The organism is Aeromicrobium sp. CFBP 8757 (assembly GCF_014841755.1).
Classification (GTDB): domain Bacteria; phylum Actinomycetota; class Actinomycetes; order Propionibacteriales; family Nocardioidaceae; genus Aeromicrobium.
The window spans coordinates 110,676-127,561 of sequence record NZ_JACYUM010000001.1 but is presented as its reverse complement, the minus strand read 5'-3'; the positions used below and the strand labels follow the sequence as shown (position 1 = coordinate 127,561).

At 71.6% G+C, this 16,886-nt stretch carries 19 protein-coding genes; 7 read left to right on the top strand and 12 right to left on the bottom strand.

The genetic code is table 11. From position 1 onward, the window contains the following. Positions 1-39: 39 nt before the first annotated feature. Positions 40-717, bottom strand: coding sequence for a L,D-transpeptidase (locus IFT73_RS19450; RefSeq protein ID WP_192165731.1), 678 nt, complete (start codon positions 715-717; stop codon positions 40-42). Between the two features lie 28 nt (positions 718-745). After that, positions 746-1,561, bottom strand: coding sequence for an AAA family ATPase (locus IFT73_RS00575; RefSeq protein ID WP_192165729.1), 816 nt, complete (start codon positions 1,559-1,561; stop codon positions 746-748). A gap of 67 nt (positions 1,562-1,628) precedes the next feature. On the opposite strand from IFT73_RS00575, the gene IFT73_RS00570 reads away from it, so the two are divergent. The 4 genes from IFT73_RS00570 to IFT73_RS00555 are packed head-to-tail and all read left to right on the top strand — an operon-like array spanning position 1,629 to position 4,596. Continuing rightward, entirely contained in the window at positions 1,629-2,387 is a 759-nt protein-coding gene (locus IFT73_RS00570) for an SDR family oxidoreductase (RefSeq protein ID WP_056606878.1), read from the top strand. Between the two features lie 27 nt (positions 2,388-2,414). Next, positions 2,415-3,251 carry an alpha/beta fold hydrolase gene (locus tag IFT73_RS00565; RefSeq protein ID WP_192165727.1) on the top strand — a complete coding sequence of 279 codons (837 nt, stop codon included), beginning with the start codon at positions 2,415-2,417 and terminating at the stop codon, positions 3,249-3,251. After that, on the top strand, positions 3,251-3,862 hold the full coding sequence (locus IFT73_RS00560) for a sulfite oxidase-like oxidoreductase (protein ID WP_192165724.1): 612 nt from the start codon (positions 3,251-3,253) through the stop codon (positions 3,860-3,862). Before IFT73_RS00565 ends, IFT73_RS00560 begins: the two co-directional genes overlap by 1 nt. Next, a complete protein-coding gene (locus IFT73_RS00555; protein ID WP_192165722.1) occupies positions 3,859-4,596 on the top strand; it encodes an FAD-binding oxidoreductase in 738 nt (245 codons plus the stop codon). Before IFT73_RS00560 ends, IFT73_RS00555 begins: the two co-directional genes overlap by 4 nt. 22 nt (positions 4,597-4,618) lie before the next feature. Here the strand turns inward: IFT73_RS00555 and IFT73_RS00550 are convergent, their stop codons facing one another. The 9 genes from IFT73_RS00550 to IFT73_RS00510 all read right to left on the bottom strand — a co-directional run bounded on the left by IFT73_RS00550 (position 4,619) and on the right by IFT73_RS00510 (position 13,286). Continuing rightward, entirely contained in the window at positions 4,619-5,446 is an 828-nt protein-coding gene (locus tag IFT73_RS00550; RefSeq protein ID WP_192165720.1) for a PHP domain-containing protein, read from the bottom strand. Between the two features lie 26 nt (positions 5,447-5,472). Further along, positions 5,473-6,207, bottom strand: a complete 735-nt coding sequence (locus IFT73_RS00545; protein ID WP_192165718.1) for a hypothetical protein — start codon at positions 6,205-6,207, stop codon at positions 5,473-5,475. A gap of 50 nt (positions 6,208-6,257) precedes the next feature. Further along, positions 6,258-6,839 carry a histidine phosphatase family protein gene (locus tag IFT73_RS00540; RefSeq protein WP_192165715.1) on the bottom strand — a complete coding sequence of 194 codons (582 nt, stop codon included), beginning with the start codon at positions 6,837-6,839 and terminating at the stop codon, positions 6,258-6,260. Next, entirely contained in the window at positions 6,836-7,870 is a 1,035-nt protein-coding gene (locus IFT73_RS00535; RefSeq protein ID WP_192165713.1) for a MaoC/PaaZ C-terminal domain-containing protein, read from the bottom strand. Before IFT73_RS00535 ends, IFT73_RS00540 begins: the two co-directional genes overlap by 4 nt. Before the next feature lie 29 nt (positions 7,871-7,899). Beyond that, entirely contained in the window at positions 7,900-8,394 is a 495-nt protein-coding gene (locus tag IFT73_RS00530) for a general stress protein (protein WP_192165711.1), read from the bottom strand. A gap of 77 nt (positions 8,395-8,471) precedes the next feature. Beyond that, positions 8,472-10,544, bottom strand: a complete 2,073-nt coding sequence (locus tag IFT73_RS00525) for an Ig-like domain-containing protein (protein ID WP_192165709.1) — start codon at positions 10,542-10,544, stop codon at positions 8,472-8,474. Between the two features lie 132 nt (positions 10,545-10,676). Then, positions 10,677-11,870 carry an acyl-CoA dehydrogenase family protein gene (locus IFT73_RS00520; protein WP_192165707.1) on the bottom strand — a complete coding sequence of 398 codons (1,194 nt, stop codon included), beginning with the start codon at positions 11,868-11,870 and terminating at the stop codon, positions 10,677-10,679. 122 nt (positions 11,871-11,992) lie between these two features. Continuing rightward, positions 11,993-12,865 (bottom strand): DMT family transporter, encoded by an 873-nt coding sequence (locus IFT73_RS19445; protein WP_192165705.1) that lies wholly within the window; start codon positions 12,863-12,865, stop codon positions 11,993-11,995. Positions 12,866-12,869: 4 nt separating this feature from the next. Continuing rightward, the gene (locus IFT73_RS00510) at positions 12,870-13,286 is read right to left on the bottom strand and encodes a hypothetical protein (protein WP_206759086.1); all 417 of its coding nucleotides are present in this window, start codon (positions 13,284-13,286) and stop codon (positions 12,870-12,872) included. Positions 13,287-13,396: 110 nt separating this feature from the next. On the opposite strand from IFT73_RS00510, the gene IFT73_RS00505 reads away from it, so the two are divergent. Continuing rightward, a complete protein-coding gene (locus tag IFT73_RS00505) occupies positions 13,397-13,768 on the top strand; it encodes a DUF3592 domain-containing protein (protein ID WP_192165701.1) in 372 nt (123 codons plus the stop codon). A gap of 31 nt (positions 13,769-13,799) precedes the next feature. Here IFT73_RS00505 and IFT73_RS00500 read toward each other — a convergent pair whose 3' ends face one another. Next, on the bottom strand, positions 13,800-15,176 hold the full coding sequence (locus IFT73_RS00500; protein WP_192165699.1) for a wax ester/triacylglycerol synthase family O-acyltransferase: 1,377 nt from the start codon (positions 15,174-15,176) through the stop codon (positions 13,800-13,802). A 143-nt stretch (positions 15,177-15,319) separates the two neighbouring features. Here IFT73_RS00500 and IFT73_RS00495 point away from each other — a divergent pair, with 143 nt between their 5' ends. Both IFT73_RS00495 and IFT73_RS00490 read left to right on the top strand, forming a co-directional pair. Further along, positions 15,320-16,369: an alpha/beta hydrolase gene (locus IFT73_RS00495; RefSeq protein ID WP_192165697.1), complete on the top strand. Its 1,050-nt coding sequence runs from the start codon at positions 15,320-15,322 to the stop codon at positions 16,367-16,369. 19 nt (positions 16,370-16,388) lie between these two features. After that, the gene (locus tag IFT73_RS00490; RefSeq protein ID WP_192165696.1) at positions 16,389-16,826 is read left to right on the top strand and encodes a hypothetical protein; all 438 of its coding nucleotides are present in this window, start codon (positions 16,389-16,391) and stop codon (positions 16,824-16,826) included. The last annotated feature ends 60 nt before the right edge of the window (positions 16,827-16,886 follow it).

Sequence of the window (16,886 nt, the reverse complement as noted above, 5' to 3'; positions counted from 1 at the left end):
GTACGTGACTCGTCGGCGGGCGTGCGTGACTCGTCGGCGTCAGGGGATGACGACGACGGGGGTGCCGACGGGGGCGAACTCCCACAGGGCGATCGCGTCGGGCTTCCACTGCCGCACGCAGCCGGCCGACAGCGGCGTGCCGAGCTGGGCCTTGGTCTGCTCGAGGACGCCGTCGTTGTCGCGGGGCACGGAGTGGAAGCCGATCGGCTCGCTGAACCCCGTCGCGAAGCGGACGAAGTACTCCATCGTGCCGCTGGCGTCGAAGGCCGTCGCGTCGCGCGTCTTGGACTGGACGCGGTACGTGCCCGGGTCGAGGTTGTCGAAGCGGCTGCCCGAGACGGGGTAGGTGCGCTCGACGGTCTCGTCGGCGTCGACCAGCCACACCCGCTGCTCGGTCTCGGAGAACACGATGCGCCGGCCCTCGCCGGAGTCGGCCGGCACGGCGGGATCGTCGACGGCCAGCGCGACGGCGTCGACGTCGACGTCGACCTGCGGCTCGGTGACGGTCGACGGCGCGGCCTGCTCGACCGGCGCGGCCTGCGTCACCGTGGGCGTCGTGCCACCGGGGGCGGCGACCGCCTGCCGGGCGTCGGCGGCGTCCGTGCCGAGCTGCGGCACCACCGCTGCGGCGGCACCCACGACGGCCGTGAGCCCCAGCGCGGCCACGGCGAGGGCCGCCCGGCGGGCAGGACGACGTTCGGCGCGGTGCTTGGACACCCGGTCATCCTAGCCCCGGGTCGACGGCTCAGTCCGGGGAGTCGGACCGCTTGCGCGAGCGTGCCCGCTTCGGGCCCGTCGCCGCACCCGCGGCCGCCAGGATGCCGGCCGCGACCTCGCGGTACGCATCGGCTCCCTTGTGGTTCTTGGCCGTCGACAGCACCGATCGACCGATCGCCGGGGCCTCGGCGAACCGGATGGTCTTGGGGATCGGCGGCAGGACGACCGGCAGGTCGTACGTCTCGCCGATCGCCTCGAGGACGTTGCGGGCGTGCGTCGTGCGGCCGTCGTACATCGTCGGCAGGACGCCCATGATCTCGAGCCTGGGGTTGATGAACTGCCGGACGTCGTGGATCGTGTCGAGCAGCTGCCCGACGCCGCGGTGCGACAACGTCTCGGCCTGCAGCGGGATCAGCACCTGCTGCGCCGCCGAGAGGGCGCCGACGGTCAGCACGCCCAGCGTCGGCGGGCAGTCGATCAGGATGTAGTCGTAGTCGTCGACGACCTTGTCGAGTGCGACCCGCAGACGCTGCTCGCGTCCGGTGCGGCCCACGAGGCTCTCCTCGGCCTGCGTCAGCGTGATGTTCGCCGGCAGCAGGTGCATGCCGTCGTCGGTCACGACGATCGCGTCGTCGGCCAGCTGGGTGCCCAGCAGCACCTGGGCGACCGTGAGCTCGAGGTCCTCCGGGTCGATGCCGAGCGAGAACGTCAGGCTGCCCTGCGGGTCGATGTCGACCAGCAGCACGCGCTGCCCGAGCTCGGCGAGCGCCGCCCCGAGGGACACCACCGTGGTCGTCTTGGCGACCCCGCCCTTCTGGTTGGCCACCGCGATCGTCGTCGTCACGCGCCCATTGTGTCAGTAATGCGACCGCAGAGGGGGCGCTCGCGCGAGGGTTTGGCATGCTGGGTGCATGACACGTCGAGCACTGGTGACCGGGGCGACATCAGGCATCGGCCTCGCGTTCGCGCAGGAGCTCGCGCGACGTGGCCACGACCTCGTGATCGTGGCCCGCACGACCGACCGCCTCGAGTCCGTCGCCGCCGACATCCGCGACCGTTCGGGGGTCCGCGTCGACGTCGTGACGGCCGATCTGTCGACCGAGCAGGGCATGCAGCTGGCGTCCAACGCCCTGACCGACACGACCCGTCCGGTCGACCTGCTGGTCAACAACGCGGGCGCGTCGCTGGCGGGCTGGTTCGGCACCACCGACATCGCCGACGAGGACCGCCAGCTCGACCTGCTGGTGCGCGCCCCGATGCACCTCATGGACGCCGCGATCAAGACCATGGCCGGGCGCGGCGGGGGCCAGATCATCAACGTCGCGAGCGTCGCGGCCTTCACGCCGCGCGGCGTCTACTCGGCCCACAAGGCCTGGCTCGTCAACCTGTCGCGGTGGGCCGACGTGCACTACGACGACGTCAACATCTCGGTGCAGGCCCTGTGCCCCGGCTTCGTGCGCACCGAGTTCCACCAGCGCGGAGAGATGGACGTCTCGGGCGTCCCGCGCTGGATGTGGCTCAAGGCCGACAAGGTCGTCGCGGCATCGCTGTCCGACCTCGCGCGCGACAAGGCGGTCTCGATCCCGAGCCTGCGCTACCAGGTGCTCGCAGGCCTCGCCCGCCACCTGCCGGCCCCGTTCGTCACCCGGATGGCCAAGCGTGGCCGCTGAGGTGAGCGGTCGCGTGGGCGAGCAGTCGTGAGCGTCCCCAAGTTCCTCGAGCTGCCGCCCGGCGTCGTCCGCACCACCGAGGCCGGCCTGCACGGCGAGCTCGCGGTGCTGTCGGCGGACGCCGTGGGCCCCAGCCGGGGCGCCGTGCTGCTCGTCCCGGGCTGGACCGGCAGCAAGGAGGACCTCCTGCCGCTGCTGCCCCTGCTCGCCGCGAGCGGCTACGACGCGCGCACGTACGACCAGGCGGGCCAGTACGAGAGCGGACCCAGCGACGACTACTCCCTCGAGGCCTTCGCCCGCGACGCCCTGCACCTGGCCCACGCGACCGGAGCGAAGACGCACCTGCTCGGCCACTCGTTCGGCGGTCTGGTCGCGCAGGTCGCCACGGTCCTGGCGCCGTCGCAGGTGGGCAGCCTCAGCCTGCTGTGCACCGGCCCCGGGGCGCTCGGCGACTCCGACCGGCGTCCGCTCCACAAGCTCGTCTCGGCGATCGGCAAGGTGCCGCTGCTCGACATCCACGAGCTGCGCGAGCAGGGCATCAAGCGTCCCGCGCAGATCACGCGGTTCCTGGCCAAGCGGTTCACGTCCAACGACCCCCGCTCGCTGCGCGCCATCACCCAGCACCTGATCGACGCCCCCGACGTCGTCGACGACGTGCTCGCCACCGGCGTGCCGACGTGGGTGGGTCGCGGCGCGGACGACGACGCGTGGCCGCACGACGTCCAGGACACGTTGGCCGAGCGGCTCGGCACCACGGTCCACGTCGTGCCCGACTCGGCGCACTCCCCCGCCGTCGAGAACCCCGCAGCCCTGATGGACGCGTGGCTGCCCTTCCTGCAGACCCAGCACGAGGAGACGATCTGATGGCCGTCACACGAGGATTCACCGGACGCGACCGCCGGGGCGGTGACGACCGCCTGCCGCCGGGCCAGTACGACACCGGCGCGGGGTGGCCGACGCTGACGGCCGAGCTCACGCCGCAGGTCGACGTCGACACGTGGACCATGACGGTCGACGGCCTCGTCGACACCCCGACGACGTGGGACTGGCGCGGCATCCACGCCCTGCCCGGCTCGACGTACTTCGGCGACATCCACTGCGTCACGACGTGGACCAAGTTCGACACGACGTTCACGGGCGTCAGCGTCGACACGCTCCTCGCGGTCACCGGCGTGCGGCCCGAGGCGACCCACGTCTTCGCGACGGCCACGACGGGCTACACGACGAACCTGCCGCTCGCCGACATCACGGGCGGCAAGGCCTGGCTCGTGTGGGAGTTCGACGGCAAGCCGCTGACGCCCGAGCACGGCGGCCCGGTCCGGTTGCTCGTGCCGCACCTGTACTTCTGGAAGTCCGCCAAGTGGATCACCCGCATCGAGCTGCGCGACCACGACGAGCAGGGGTTCTGGGAGCGCAACGGCTACCACGACCGCGGCGACCCGTGGCTCGAGCAGCGCTACCAGGGCGATGCATGACGACCTCCGCCGACGAGGTGCTCCCCGAGCCGGTCGCCAGCTCGTGGACGACGGCCACGGTGCGCGAGGTCGAGCACGTCGGCTCGTCGTTCGTGAAGCTGCGCCTGGAGGTCGCCGACCGGCACGACCACGTGCCCGGCCAGCACTACGTCGTCCGCCTGCGGGCCCCCGACGACTACACGGCCCAGCGGTCGTACTCGATCGCGTCCGACCCGGCCGATCCACTGGTCGAGATCATGGTCGAGCGCATGCCCCGCGGCGAGGTCTCGGGCTTCCTGCACGAGGTCGTCGAGGTCGGCGACGAGCTCGAGGTGCGCGGCCCGATCGGACGCTGGTTCGTGTGGGGCGGCACGACGCCGTCGCTGTGCGTCGCGGGTGGCTCGGGCGTCGTCCCGTTCGTCTCGATGATGCGGCACGCGCGCCGCACGGGCACCGAGCCGCTGCTCCGCGTCGTGGCCTCGGCGCAGACGCGTGACCGCCTGCCGTACGCCGACGAGCTCGAGGAGTACGGCGCGTTCATCGCGCTGACCCGCGAGAACCAGCCGCAGGCCGACGGCCCCGAGCGGGTCGCGGCCCACATCTACCCCGACGAGCTCGTGTCGCTGGCCGAGGGGATCGAGCGGGCGTACGTCTGCGGATCGGTGGGCTTCGTGAGCTTCGTCGGCCGCATCCTCGGCGAGGCCGGCGTGCGCAGCGACGCCGTGCGCGTCGAGCAGTTCGGCCCCACCGGCTGAGCCGGCCCCCTGCCGCGGGCGGTCAGCGACCGAGCAGGCGCTCGAGCTCCTCGGGGGCCGTCGTGTGCGCCCCGAGGTGGAACTCGGGCCCCTTGCCGGCACCGTGGTAGTCGCTCGAGCCCGTCACGACGAGGTCGAGGTCGCGGGCCAGCCCCCTCAGCTCGGTGCGCGCCTCGTCGGAGTGGTTGAGGTGGTCGACCTCGATCCCGCCGAGCCCCTGCGCCGCGAGGGCCGCGATGACGTCGGGCGTCAGCACCCGTCGCGCCTTGCGGGCCCACGGGTGGGCCACGACCGAGACGCCCCCGGCAGCGGCGACCAGGTCGATCGCGTCGCGCAGCGGGGTGCCGTAGCGGGCCACGTAGACCGGCCCGTCGTCGTAGAGCCAGTCGCGGAACGCCTCGTCGCGGTCGCGGACGTAGCCCGCCGCGACCATGGCATCGGCCACGTGGGGACGGCCGGACGCCGCCGCGGCCCCCGACTGGGCGACGACGTCGTCGACCGTCAGGGGCATGCCGTGGCCGGCGAGCTGGTCCAGCAGTGCCGGGAGCCGGTCGTCGCGACCGCTGAGGACGCGTCCGAGCTCGGCCAGCAGCGCGGGATCGTCGGGGTCGAAGCCGTAGCCCAGCAGGTGGATGCTGACGCCGTCGAGCATCGTCGAGATCTCGATGCCGCCGACCAGCTCGATGCCGGCCCGCTCGGCGGCGTCACGTGCCTCGGCCCAGCCGGCGGTCGAGTCGTGATCGGTCAGGGCCACGACGTCGAGCCCCTGGGCCGCCGCCTTCTCGACCAGCTCGCCGGGCGTGTCGGTGCCGTCGGATCGGTTCGAGTGGGTGTGGAGGTCGATGCGCACGGCCTCAGGCTATCGAGACGCCCGCGCTAGCCCAGCCGCTGGATGTAGTCGGTGGCCAGCTGCCGGGCCATCTCGGTCGCCGCGTCCGCGCCCCGCGGCCCGGTCATCACCGTGACGTAGCAGGAGATCAAGGTGGTGCCCTTGACCAGGTGCACCTGCGTCGACTGGTACGGGTGCGTCGCGCCCTCGCCCTCGGGGTCTGCGAACGTCACGTCCCGCGCGGAGACGAAGCCCTTCCACCCCTCGAGCGTGACGTCGTCGAGCGTCCCCTCGCCCTTCTCGGCCGGCGTGTACGTCGTGTCGGACGTCTTCGTGGCCGGCAGGTCGAACGCGCCGACGTAGCGCGCCGCACGGTCGCGGATCGTCGCGAGCGTCGTCTGCGGTGCCGCCTCGTCGGTGCCGGCGGTGGCGGTGACCTGGACGAAGTCCCTGGAGAACTCCTCGGCCGCCAGCGTCTCCTGCTCCTGGGCGCCGACGGGCCGAGTCAGCTCGATCGTCACCGAGGCCGTGTCGGCCTGGCACGAGTCGTCCCCGGGGCACGACCCGATCTTCCGGTCTCCTGTCGGCACCTGGCTGCTGCGTGGCAGCGCGGCCGTCAGCTCCTCGACGGCGCGGACGCGCTCCGGCGTCGGGCTGCTGCTGGCGGTCGCCCCCGCCCCCGCCGTCGGCGTCGGTGCCGTGTCGGACGGCTCGTCCGAGCCACCGCCGCAGGCAGCCAGCAGCAGCGACGCCAGCGCGGTGGTCGCGACGGTTCTCAGCATGATCGTCCCCCGATGTGTTGGCCGACAGCCTGCCACAGACGGGACGATCGTCAGGCGGAGACGTTCCAGCGGCGGACGACGGGGGTGCCCCGGTCGTCGCCGAGCACCGAGACCGTCGCGGTGTCGAGGTCGAAGATCCGCCCCTCCGAGACCTCGAGCCCCAGCCACCGGGCCGCCAGGACGCGCAGCGAGTGGCCGTGCGCGAACACCAAGGTGCGTCCTCCGGCCGCCCGCGCCCGGGCGACCACGCGGTCGAGCCGCTCGCCGACCTGCGCGGCCGTCTCGCCGCCCGGCGTCGTCCCCGTCCAGATCGACCAGTCGGGGTCGGACTCGTGGATCTGCGGCGTCGTGAGCCCCTCGTAGTCGCCGTAGGCCCACTCGGCCAGGTCGGCGTCGGGCTCGGCGTGCGCGAAGCCCGCGAGCTCGGCCGTGCGTCGGGCCCGGCGACGCGGGCTCGTGAGCACCAGGCCGAACGGGTGCTCGGCCAGCGGGTGCGTCAGGCGTGCCGCGACGGCCTCGCCGTCGGGCGTCAGCTCGAGGTCGGTGACGGACGTGTGCTGGCCCGAGCGGCTCCACTCGGTCTCGCCGTGGCGGACGAGCCACAGCTCGACGGGCGTCGCGTCGTCGCTCATCGGGGGACGAACGCCCAGTAGTCGAGGTCGAGCAGCACCCCGTCGCGGTACTTCCCGTCGTCGCCGCGCAGCATGGTCGACTCGTCGCGACCCTTCGTGGCCACGAGCCGCAGACGCAGCGCGCCGACGCCGGGGGCGGACGTCTCGGCCGTGTCGAGCACCTCCGACCACGCGTAGACCGTGTCGCCGGCGAACGCCGGTGCGACGTGCGCGCCGGCGTTGATCGCGGCGATCAGCTGGGCGTTGGCCAGACCGTTGAACGACAGCGCCCGCGCCATCGAGATGACGTGACCCCCGTAGATCAGCCGGGTGCCGTCGGGGCGCGCCTCGGTGTTGAAGTGCACCTTGGCGGTGTTCTGCCACAGCCGGGTCGCGAGCATGTGCTCGGGATCGGTGAGCGTGACGCCGTCGACGTGGTCGATCGTCTCGCCGATCTCGTAGTCGCCGAGGCGGTGGGGCTCGCCGGCCGCGACGACGTCGTAGGCGCTGAAGTCGAGGCCGTCGGGCACGACGAGGTCGGCCGGCGCGACGACGTCGGCCAGCTCGGGGACGACGGTCTCGGGCGCCGGTGCGGCGGCGTCGCGCTTGTGCACCATGACCCAGCGCGCCCAGTCGAGGGCGGTCTCGCCGCGCTGGTTCGTCGCGGTCGACCGGACGTACACGACGCCGGTCCGGCCGTTCGAGTTCTGCTTGAGGCCGATGACCTCCGAGGACGTGCGCAGCGTGTCACCCGGCACGACCGGCCGGTGGAAACGGCACTCGGCGTAGCCCAGGTTGGCCACGGCGTTGAGCGACACGTCCGGGACGGTCTTGCCGAAGGCGATGTGGAAGGCCACGAGGTCCTCGACCGGCGCGGGGGCCAGTCCGACCGAGGCGGCGAACTTGGCCGACGACGGGATCGCGAACCGCGTCGGGTACAGCGCCTGGTAGAGCGCACGGTCGCCCTCGGTGACGGTGCGGGGCGTGGCGTGGTCGATGACCTGGCCGACCGCGAAGTCCTCGAAGAAGTTGCCGGGATTGGTCTTGTTCACGGCCCCAGCATGCCCGATCTGCGGGCGTCTCAGGCGAAGGGGTCGGGGCGCAGCCCGGGCTGCTGGCTGACCAGCTCCTGCGCCCGTCCGAGCAGCTTGTGCTCGACCAGCACCTCGTAGCGGGTGGCGACGACCCTCTGCACCGAGCTGAAGTCACGCTGCCCCCGGGTGGCGGCGTAGCCCGCTGCCGAGAAGATCATCGCGAACACGATGCCGAGCAGCACGCACCCGGCCACCGTCGCCAGGAAGCCGCTGCCGTCGGAGAACGCCGACAGCACGACGCCCACGAACAGACCCATGCCGATGCCCGACCAGGCGCCCGCGGAGAGCACCTTGCTCCAGGTCAGGCGGCCCGTGACGCGCTCGACCTGGCGCAGGTCGGTGCCGACGATCAGCACGTTCTGCACCGGGAAGTCGTGGTCGGAGAGGTGGTCGACGACCTTCTGGGCGTCGGCGTACTTGTCGTACACCCCGAGCGACTGGGGGAACTCGAGCTCGAAGAGCCCGTTCTGGAGGGGAGGCATGGTTCCAGCGTAGTCCCGTCGCGCGGACCGGGGCCCCGGACGATCCCGTCCGGGGCCCCGTGGCCGTGCGCCGTGCGCTACCTCGCGCGAACCTTCAGGACGTTCATCGTCGAGCCCGTCCTGACGCCCAGGTTCCACTGCTTCTGGCGCTGCATGCCGTTCTGCATCAGCACCGACAGGGCCCACCGGTTCCTGCCGGCCTTCTTGAAGGCGTGGTCGCGCTTGAACGGCTTGCGCGGCGAGACCTCGGCGTCGTAGTACACGGGACGGCCGGATCGTCCGACGACGACCAGGCGGTAGGCCCGCCCGGCCTTCACCGAGTAGACGCCGCGCGAGTAGCGTGCGCCGTCGATGTAGACCGCGCGGGTGCTGTAGGTCACCGAGGCGCGCGACGTGTTGCCTGCGCGGTCCGTGGCGACCGCCGTGACCGTCGTGCGCGATCCCTTGGTCTTGCGCGACACCGTGCAGGAGTCGACGCCCGACACTGCGTCCCGAGCGGCACACCGCGCCTTCGGCGCCGTGCCCGCGTAGCTGCGACCGGCCTTGACGCCGGTGACCTTGGCACGCGGTGCCGACCGGTCGACCGCGATGCCGTCGACGCTCACGGTGGCCACGCCACCGTCGGCCGCAGAGATCGAGCGCGTGATCGCCGGGGCGACGCCCTCGGCCCCGATCGTGACGGGCGACGGGCACTCGGTGACCAGCGGCGCACCGTTCGGCGCGCACGTGAAGCTCACGGTGACGGGGCTGCGGTACCAACCCGCCGCCGACCTCGCCGACGAGCTGCTGAGCGAGGCCGTGATGGTGGGGTCGTTGCGGGTCACGGAGGTCGACGAGCCCGCGAAGTCCTCGGTGCCGGTGTAGCTCGCCGCCACCTGGCGGGACTGTCCGCCCGGGACGGCGTACGTCAGGACGGCCTGGCCGTCCTTCACCTCCGCGGCGCCGACCGACGTGCCGCCGACGAGGAAGTCGACCGTCCCGCCGGGGTCGCCCGCGCCGGGCGCCGTGACGGCGACGTCCGCGACGAGGCGCTCGGGCTCGACCGTGAGGGTCGTCTTCGTGGCGGCCTGGCCGACGACGATCTCCTGACGTGCCTGCGTGGCGGCCGAGTAGTCCTCGCTGCCCGCGCGGTCGGCCGTCACGGTGCACTGGCCCGCGTGGGTGAAGGTCACGGTGCCGTCGGCCAGCGTGCAGGCGCCGCCCTCGACGCCCAGCACGACCGGCGAGCCACCGCCGCTGCTCGTGGTGGTCGGCGTGTAGGTCGCACCGACGACCGCAGCCGCCGGGGTCGAGTCGATCGCGACGGTCTGTGCGGTCTTGGCGACCGTGATGGTCTCCTGCGCCGTCGGTGCGGCGTTGTGCCCGTCGTCGCCGGCCTGGTCGGCCTTCACCGTGCAGGAGCCGGCGTGCTCGAACGTGACCTCCGCGCCGTCGATCGAGCAGACGCTCGTGCTGGCGTCGGTCAGCGAGTAGGACACGGGCAGCGTCGAGCTGGCGGTCGCGGCCACGGTGTAGGTCGAGCCGATCGACGCAGGGTCGGGACGCGTCGACGTGATCGTGACGGTCTGGTCGACCTTGGTCACACCCGGCTCGTACGCCACGACCTCGTAGTCGGTGCTGTCGTTCAGACCCATGACGTCGCCGATGCGGAACCCGCCGACGTTGTCGAGGGTGTGCAGGCACAGCTTGTCGCCGCCGGCGCTGACGTCGCACGACGACAGCTGCACCTGCTCGCCCTGACCCGCGAAGCCCCACGACCAGTTCGAGCGGTAGTACCACTCGGATCCGTTGACCAGATGCGTGACGTTGCCGCTGGTCACGGCGATGGCCTCGGCCCGCGGGGCGGCGGCCAGCAGTGCCAGCGTGCTGCCGCCGGTCGTCCGCCCGGCCAGCAGCAGGTACTCGCCCGCGCACGTGCCGAGGATCTTCCCGGCCGACTCGCCCACCGGTTCACCCATGGTCTTGATCGCGCACTGCTTCCACCCGCCGGCCGTGACGGTCGACACCGGCACGTCCTTCTGGGGACCGGACGGGTAGTACGACGGTGCGGCAGGCAGATCGGCGTTCGCGGCGGGAGCCATGACCACGGGGACGACCGCGACCAGGGCGGCGGAGACGGCGGACGCGAGCACGCGTCGGGACAAGGACATGCAAGAACCTCTGAACTCGCGACACACGTCGCGCTATCGCTGGGAGCCGACACTCCGTCGGACCGTCGGACAGCGTAGAGGTCGCCGAGCGTCCTCGTGACCCTTTTCGACCTATTCAGCAGAGAGGTCGTCTCAGATCTTGTAGTCCTTCAGGAGGGCGCGGCCGATGATCATCTTCTGGATGTCGGAGGTGCCCTCACCGATCAGCATGAACGCGGCCTCGCGGTAGAGACGCTCGATCTCGTACTCCTTGGAGTAGCCGTAGCCACCGTGGATGCGGAACGAGTCCTGCACGACCTCGTTGCAGTACTCGCTGGCGACGTACTTGGCCATGCCGGCCTCGACGTCGTTGCGCTTGCCGGCGTCCTTGAGGCGGGCGGCCTTGACGACCAGCGCGTGGGCGGTCTCGACCTTGGTGGCCATCTCGGCCAGGCGGAACAGGATCGCCTGGTGCTGGGCGATCGGCTTGCCGAACGTCTCGCGCTGCTGCGCGTAGGCGATGCCGAGCTCGAAGGCACGGTTGGCGATGCCGACGGCGCGGGCGCCGACGTTGACGCGGCCGACCTCGACACCGTCCATCATCTGGTAGAAGCCCTGGCCCGGCGCTCCGCCGAGGATCTGATCGGCCGAGATCTTGTGCTTCTCGAAGATCATCTCGGTCGTGTCGATGCCCTTGTAGCCCATCTTGTCGATCTTGCCGGGCACCGTGACGCCCTGGGCCGTCTCGCCGAAGCCGGGCTCCTTCTCGACCAGGAACGTCGTCATGTTCTTGTAGACGCTCTCGGCGCCCTCGTCGGTCTTGACCAGGACGGCGACCAGCGTGGACGAGCCACCGTTGGTCAGCCACATCTTCTGGCCCGTGATCTCGTAGCCGCCGTCGTCGGTCCGGGTGGCCTTCGTCGAGATGGCCGAGACGTCGGACCCGAGGCTCGGCTCGCTCATCGAGAAGGCGCCGCGGACCTCGCCGGTGGCCATCTTCGGCAGGTACTTCTGCTTCTGCTCGTCGGTGCCGTGGTGCATCAGCAGGTACGCCACGATGAAGTGCGTGTTGATGACACCCGAGACGCTCATCCAGCCGCGGGCGATCTCCTCGACGACCAGCGCGTACGTCAGCAGCGACTCGCCGAGCCCGCCGAACTCCTCGGGGATCATCAGGCCGAAGATGCCGAGCTCCTTGAGGCCCTCGACGATCTCGGTCGGGTACTCGTCCTTGTGCTCGAGCTCCGTCGCGACCGGGATGATCTCCTTCTCGACGAACTGCCGGACGAGCTTCAGGATCTCCTGCTGATCCTCGGTGAGACCTTCGGTGCTGACAAGACGACCCATCGTGCTCCTCCAACGGTTGGCGTGCGGCCTTCGACGACCTGCTGAATGTACCGACAAGTAACGGGCACGTCCCCTCGACGACGAGGTGACCTGCGTTACAAGACGTTAACCTGCGGGTCCGCTCAGTCGGCGATCGCGGGGGCCGACGGCGGACGGCGCAGCACCACGACCACGAGCCCCGCGAGGATCAGCGCGAGCCCTGCGTACACGCCCACGGGCGGCGTCTGGTCGAGGAAGATGCCGGCCAGGATCGCGGCGCCGGGCACCTCGAGGAGCAGCAGGAGCGAGATGAGTCCGGGGCTCATGACCGCCAGCAGGTGGTTGAGCACCGAGTGCCCCAGCAGCTGCGCGCAGATCGTCACGCCGACGATCGCGAGCCACGTGCGTCCGCTGAAGTCGACCATCTCGACCTGCGCCACGACGCACGCGGCCAGCAGCGTCGCGGCGCAGATCCCGTAGCAGGCGACGGTGTACGAACCCGTCGAGAGGCGCTCGCGCACCCGGCTGCCCGCGATCATGTAGAGGGCCGCGGTCAGGCCGCCCACCAGCGCGAGCAGGTCGCCGACGAGCGCGCGGGCCGACAGCGAGAAGTCGACGCCGGTGATGACGAGGACGCCGACGATCGCCAGCGAGATGCCCCCGATCACGGAGCGGGGCGTGAGCTCGCCCCGGAACCGGTCGATCACGACGACGAACACGACCTGCATGCTGACCATCGCGGTGGCGGCCGCGACCGACGTCATCTTGAGCGCCGTGACCCACGTGGCGAAGTGCACCGCGAGCATGACGCCCGCGAAGGCCGTCGTGCGCCAGAGGTCGCGTCCGAGCGTCGCCAGCTCGCGTCGGGCACGGGGCGCGACGACGGGAGCGATGGCCAGGGTGCCGAGCGCGTTGCGCCAGAACGCGATCGCCAGCGCCGGGGCGGACGCCCCGGCCATCAGGGGGCCGGAGGCGGAGACGCCGAGGATCGCGACGACGACGAGGAGGGCGTTCACCCGATCAGTGTGGTGGCCCCCCGACCCACGATGCCGTCGGGGTCGCGAAGACGCGGCCGAGCCCCCACCACGCGCAGCCTGCCGCCAGGACGGCCAGGGTCGCGCCCGACGGGCCGACCAGCGCGACACCGACGACGAGCGCGATCCCCGCGGCGGTGGCGGTGCCGACCGCGCGCCAGTGACGCGTGCGTCGCCGGGCCAGGCCCGCGACGAGCGCGGCAGGAAGGCCGATCACCCAGCCGGCAGCGAAGCCGATGCCGACCCCGTAGACGACGGCGATCGCGATGAACGGTGCGGTCGAGGCGTCCAGTCCCCCGCCCACCAGCATGAGGGCGGCGATCGGTACGGCGCACCCGGCTCCGGCCACCATCCCGATCCACGCCGACCAGCTGACCGTCCGCGCGTAGACATCCGAGCCCATGCCGACCTCCTCATAGTTGAACATGTTCAAGATCGAGCCTAGACCACTTCTTGAACATGTTCAATACGTGCCACGGGCAGCTCCCGCCGTCGGCGTGCCACGATGTCCGCATGACTCTCGTGGCCATCGTCCTCATCGTCGTCGGAGCGGCGCTCAGCCTCTTCGCGACGTCCCTGATCGTCCGCCCGACCGGTTGGGCCCGTGCGACGGGCGAGATCATCGGCCTCTCGAGCAGCGCACCCGCATGGGCGCCGCACCGGGGCGCATCGTTCCGGTACACCTCGGGCGACGGCACCGAGCACACGGTCTGGTCACCCGACGGGACCACCGCGGGCTCCGGCGTCGGCGGGCCCGTGCAGGTGCGCTACGACGCGAAGGACCCGGCCAACGCCCGTGCGGCGACTCCCCTGACCCAGGTGTTCGTGCTCATCGCGATCGCCGACGCGATCGCGGTCGTCGGCATCCTCATCCTCGTCCTCTGACCCACCCCCCCGCGTCCGGCCGGGCGGGCGGTCAGCCCCAGCTCTGCTCGAGCTCGGCGAGGGACGACTCGAGGTGCGCCAGCAGGCGCTGCAGCGACGGCACCGAGCGGCGGCAGCCGATCAGGCCGAAGTCGAGGTACTTGTCGCGGCTCGTCAGCGTGATGTTGAGCGCCTGGCCGTCGAGCACGATCGAGACGGGGTACATCCCCTCGAGCTTCGCGCCGTTGAAGTACATCTGCTCCTTCGGCCCGGGGACGTTCGAGATGATGACGTTGAACGGCGGGTGCGTGTAGCGCACGAACCCCGGCACGGGCGTCATCGCCAGGGGCAGCATCTGGACCGCCGAGAACGCCAGGATCTGCGTCGGCGTCAGGTCGCCCATGATCTTCTTGGCCTGCCGCGACGAGTACGCGATCTCCTCGAGTCGCGTCGCGCCGTGCTCGCGGTCGGTGGCCAGGTTGACGACGATCGCGCCGACCGAGTTGCCGCCGTCCGGCCCACCGGCCGAATCGGCCCGCAGGGCCAGCGAGATCGGCACCATCGCCGTCATGGGGTCGTCCGGCAGGGCGTGCTGGTCGAGCAGGTACTGGCGCAGCGCGCCCGACACCATCGCCAGCACGACGTCGTTGAGCGTCGTGGCGGACGACTTCGCGACCCGCTGGATGCGCTCGATCTCCCACGACTGCGCCGCGAACCGTCGCGCCCCGCCGACGGGTCCGTTGAGGATCGTCTTCGGCGCCCGCGGCAGCGTCACGTCGCCGTCGCGGATGACCTGGCGGGCGATGCGCAGGGTCGCCGGCACGAGACCCGCGACGTCGCCCACGACATCGGCCCCCGCCCGCAGCAGGGCAGCGGGGTCGAGGCCCTTGCGCGGGGGCCCGGCCGCGCCGCCACGGCTCGGCAGCGCCCACGGGGGCACGCAGTCGCGGGCGTCCGGGTCGACGCTCAGCGACCGCTGCATGAGCCGCAGGGCCCCCACGCCGTCGACCATCGAGTGGTGCACCTTGCTGTAGACCGCGAACCGCCCGTCGGCCAGGCCCTCGACGACGTGCGCCTCCCACAGGGGACGGTGCCGGTCGAGCAGCGAGCCGTGCCACCGGGACGTCAGCTGCAACAGCTCGCGGATGCGCCCCGGCTGCGGGACGGCCGAGTGCCGCACGTGGTATTCGAAGTCGATCGAGTCGTCGACCTTCCACCACGTGTTGCCGAGCGATCCGACGGGCTCGGCCGGACGCTTGCGGAACAGGGGCGAGACCTCGTGGCTCCTGAACGACTCGATGACCTCGCGGACGAAGTCGGGACCGGCGTCCGCGGGGGGCGTGAACAGCTGCAGCCCACCGACGTGCATCGGGTGCTCACGCGACTCGGCCAGCAGGAACATCGAGTCGGTGGGCGGCATGTAAGACATACGACGGTCCTTCGGGAGTGGAGTACCGGCTGCGGGGTACCCGTACCGGCAGTACGCTGACAGCCACATGTGGCGCAGGTCACTCTATGTGAAACGTTCGTGAACGCATCGCGAACGTCCACGAGGTCGCACGAGGAGGATCCATGGCTCACCTGTCACTGGCTGCCGAGCCCCAGTACTTCCGGGGCCAGAGCCTGCGATCGAGGGCGCTGGGCCTGACGCTGCGCCACACCGTCCGCCCCCTGCTGGGCCTGTGGACCCACCTGCCGTTCGACGTGTTCCCGCCCAACCTGGTCGAGCACGCGGCCAAGCTGCTGCCCGTCCACGAGGGCACGATGTGGCGTCCGGTCGACCTGCCGACCACGACCAGCGAGTGGCTGCAGGCCAAGGGCGTCGCCGACATCGGCGGCGGCAACGACCGCGCGATCCTGTACTTCCACGGTGGCGCGTTCCTGACGTGCGGCCTCAACACGCACCGCCGCCTCGTCTCGCGCATCTCGTACGCGGCCGAGCAGCCCGTGCTCAACGTCGGCTACCGCCAGATGCCGTACGAGCCGATCAACGAGTCGGTCGCCGACGGCGTCGACGGCTTCCGCTGGCTGCTCGACCAGGGCTACCTGCCGGAGAACATCACGATCGCGGGCGACTCCGCCGGCGGCTACCTCGCGTTCAGCGTCGCGCGCGCCGTGATCGACAAGGGCTGGGGACGCCCCGCGGGCGTCGTGGCCCTCTCCCCCCTGCTCGACTTCGACCCCACCGGCAAGCGGGCGCACCGCAACGCCAACCGGTGCCAGACGTTCCCGGTCCACGCCGTCGCCAAGCTCGGCGACGTGTCGCTGCGCCTCGACACGCGCCGCGGCGTCACGGCCAAGCGGGTCGACCCCGTCAACATGCCGCTGGCCGACATGCCGCCCGCCCTGATCCACGTCGGCTCGCGCGAGGTGCTGATGGCCGACGCCGAGCTCATGGCCAACCGCCTCGTCTCGGCCGGTGTGCCCTGCGACCTGCAGGTCTGGGAGAAGCAGGTGCACGTCTTCCAGGCCGCCGCGTCGTGGGTGCCCGAGGCGCGTCTGGCGATCGACGAGATCGGCACGTTCGTGCGCGGGCTCGCCGAGCGCGAGGTGCCCGCCGTCGTCCCCGCCCCGGTCGCCGTGGCGCCGGTCGCCCCCACCGCACGCGTCGCCCAGCTCTGACGTGTGATGTGCTGGCGGGGTGAGCACCACCGATCTCGTCGCCGAGCTGGCCAAGAAGTCGGGCCTCGTCTGGGTGACGTACGGGGGTCGTGACCACGCGGTCTGGCACGAGTGGGTCGGTGACGCGGTGTGCGTCGTGTCGGGAGGCTCCGAGCAGTCGCTGCCGCGCGTCGCCGACCAAGACACCGTGACGATCAGCCTGCGCAGCAAGTCGACGCGGGCGCTCGCGGCCCGCGTCGAGGCGCGGGTCGAGGTCGTCGCGCCGGGTTCGGAGCACTGGGAGACCGTCACGACGGCGCTGCGAGCCGGCCGGCTCAACCTGGCCGACACCGCGACGGCCGTCGACCGATGGGCCGCCGAGAGCGTCGTGGTCCGGCTCGTGCCGGACGCACCCGCCTCGACCCCGTCCGCGATCGCGCACGACCTGAGCCGCACCACTCCCCTGCTCAGCCGCTGAGGCGGTCGGCGGCGTGCGCCAGCACGCCGCGCGGGAGACACTGGAGACCAACCGGGAGGA

Bases quoted from the DNA above. Each gene is read 5' to 3' on its own strand.
- IFT73_RS00570 (WP_056606878.1), top strand. From the start codon at position 1,629: ATGACACGTCGAGCACTGGTGACCGGGGCGACATCAGGCATCGGCCTC.
- IFT73_RS00560 (WP_192165724.1), top strand. From the start codon at position 3,251: ATGGCCGTCACACGAGGATTCACCGGACGCGACCGCCGGGGCGGTGAC.
- IFT73_RS00555 (WP_192165722.1), top strand. From the start codon at position 3,859: ATGACGACCTCCGCCGACGAGGTGCTCCCCGAGCCGGTCGCCAGCTCG.
- IFT73_RS00545 (WP_192165718.1), bottom strand. From the start codon at position 6,207: ATGCTGAGAACCGTCGCGACCACCGCGCTGGCGTCGCTGCTGCTGGCT.
- IFT73_RS00540 (WP_192165715.1), bottom strand. From the start codon at position 6,839: ATGAGCGACGACGCGACGCCCGTCGAGCTGTGGCTCGTCCGCCACGGC.
- IFT73_RS00530 (WP_192165711.1), bottom strand. From the start codon at position 8,394: ATGCCTCCCCTCCAGAACGGGCTCTTCGAGCTCGAGTTCCCCCAGTCG.
- IFT73_RS00525 (WP_192165709.1), bottom strand. From the start codon at position 10,544: ATGTCCTTGTCCCGACGCGTGCTCGCGTCCGCCGTCTCCGCCGCCCTG.
- IFT73_RS00520 (WP_192165707.1), bottom strand. From the start codon at position 11,870: ATGGGTCGTCTTGTCAGCACCGAAGGTCTCACCGAGGATCAGCAGGAG.
- IFT73_RS00510 (WP_206759086.1), bottom strand. From the start codon at position 13,286: ATGGGCTCGGATGTCTACGCGCGGACGGTCAGCTGGTCGGCGTGGATC.
- IFT73_RS00505 (WP_192165701.1), top strand. From the start codon at position 13,397: ATGACTCTCGTGGCCATCGTCCTCATCGTCGTCGGAGCGGCGCTCAGC.
- IFT73_RS00500 (WP_192165699.1), bottom strand. From the start codon at position 15,176: ATGTCTTACATGCCGCCCACCGACTCGATGTTCCTGCTGGCCGAGTCG.
- IFT73_RS00495 (WP_192165697.1), top strand. From the start codon at position 15,320: ATGGCTCACCTGTCACTGGCTGCCGAGCCCCAGTACTTCCGGGGCCAG.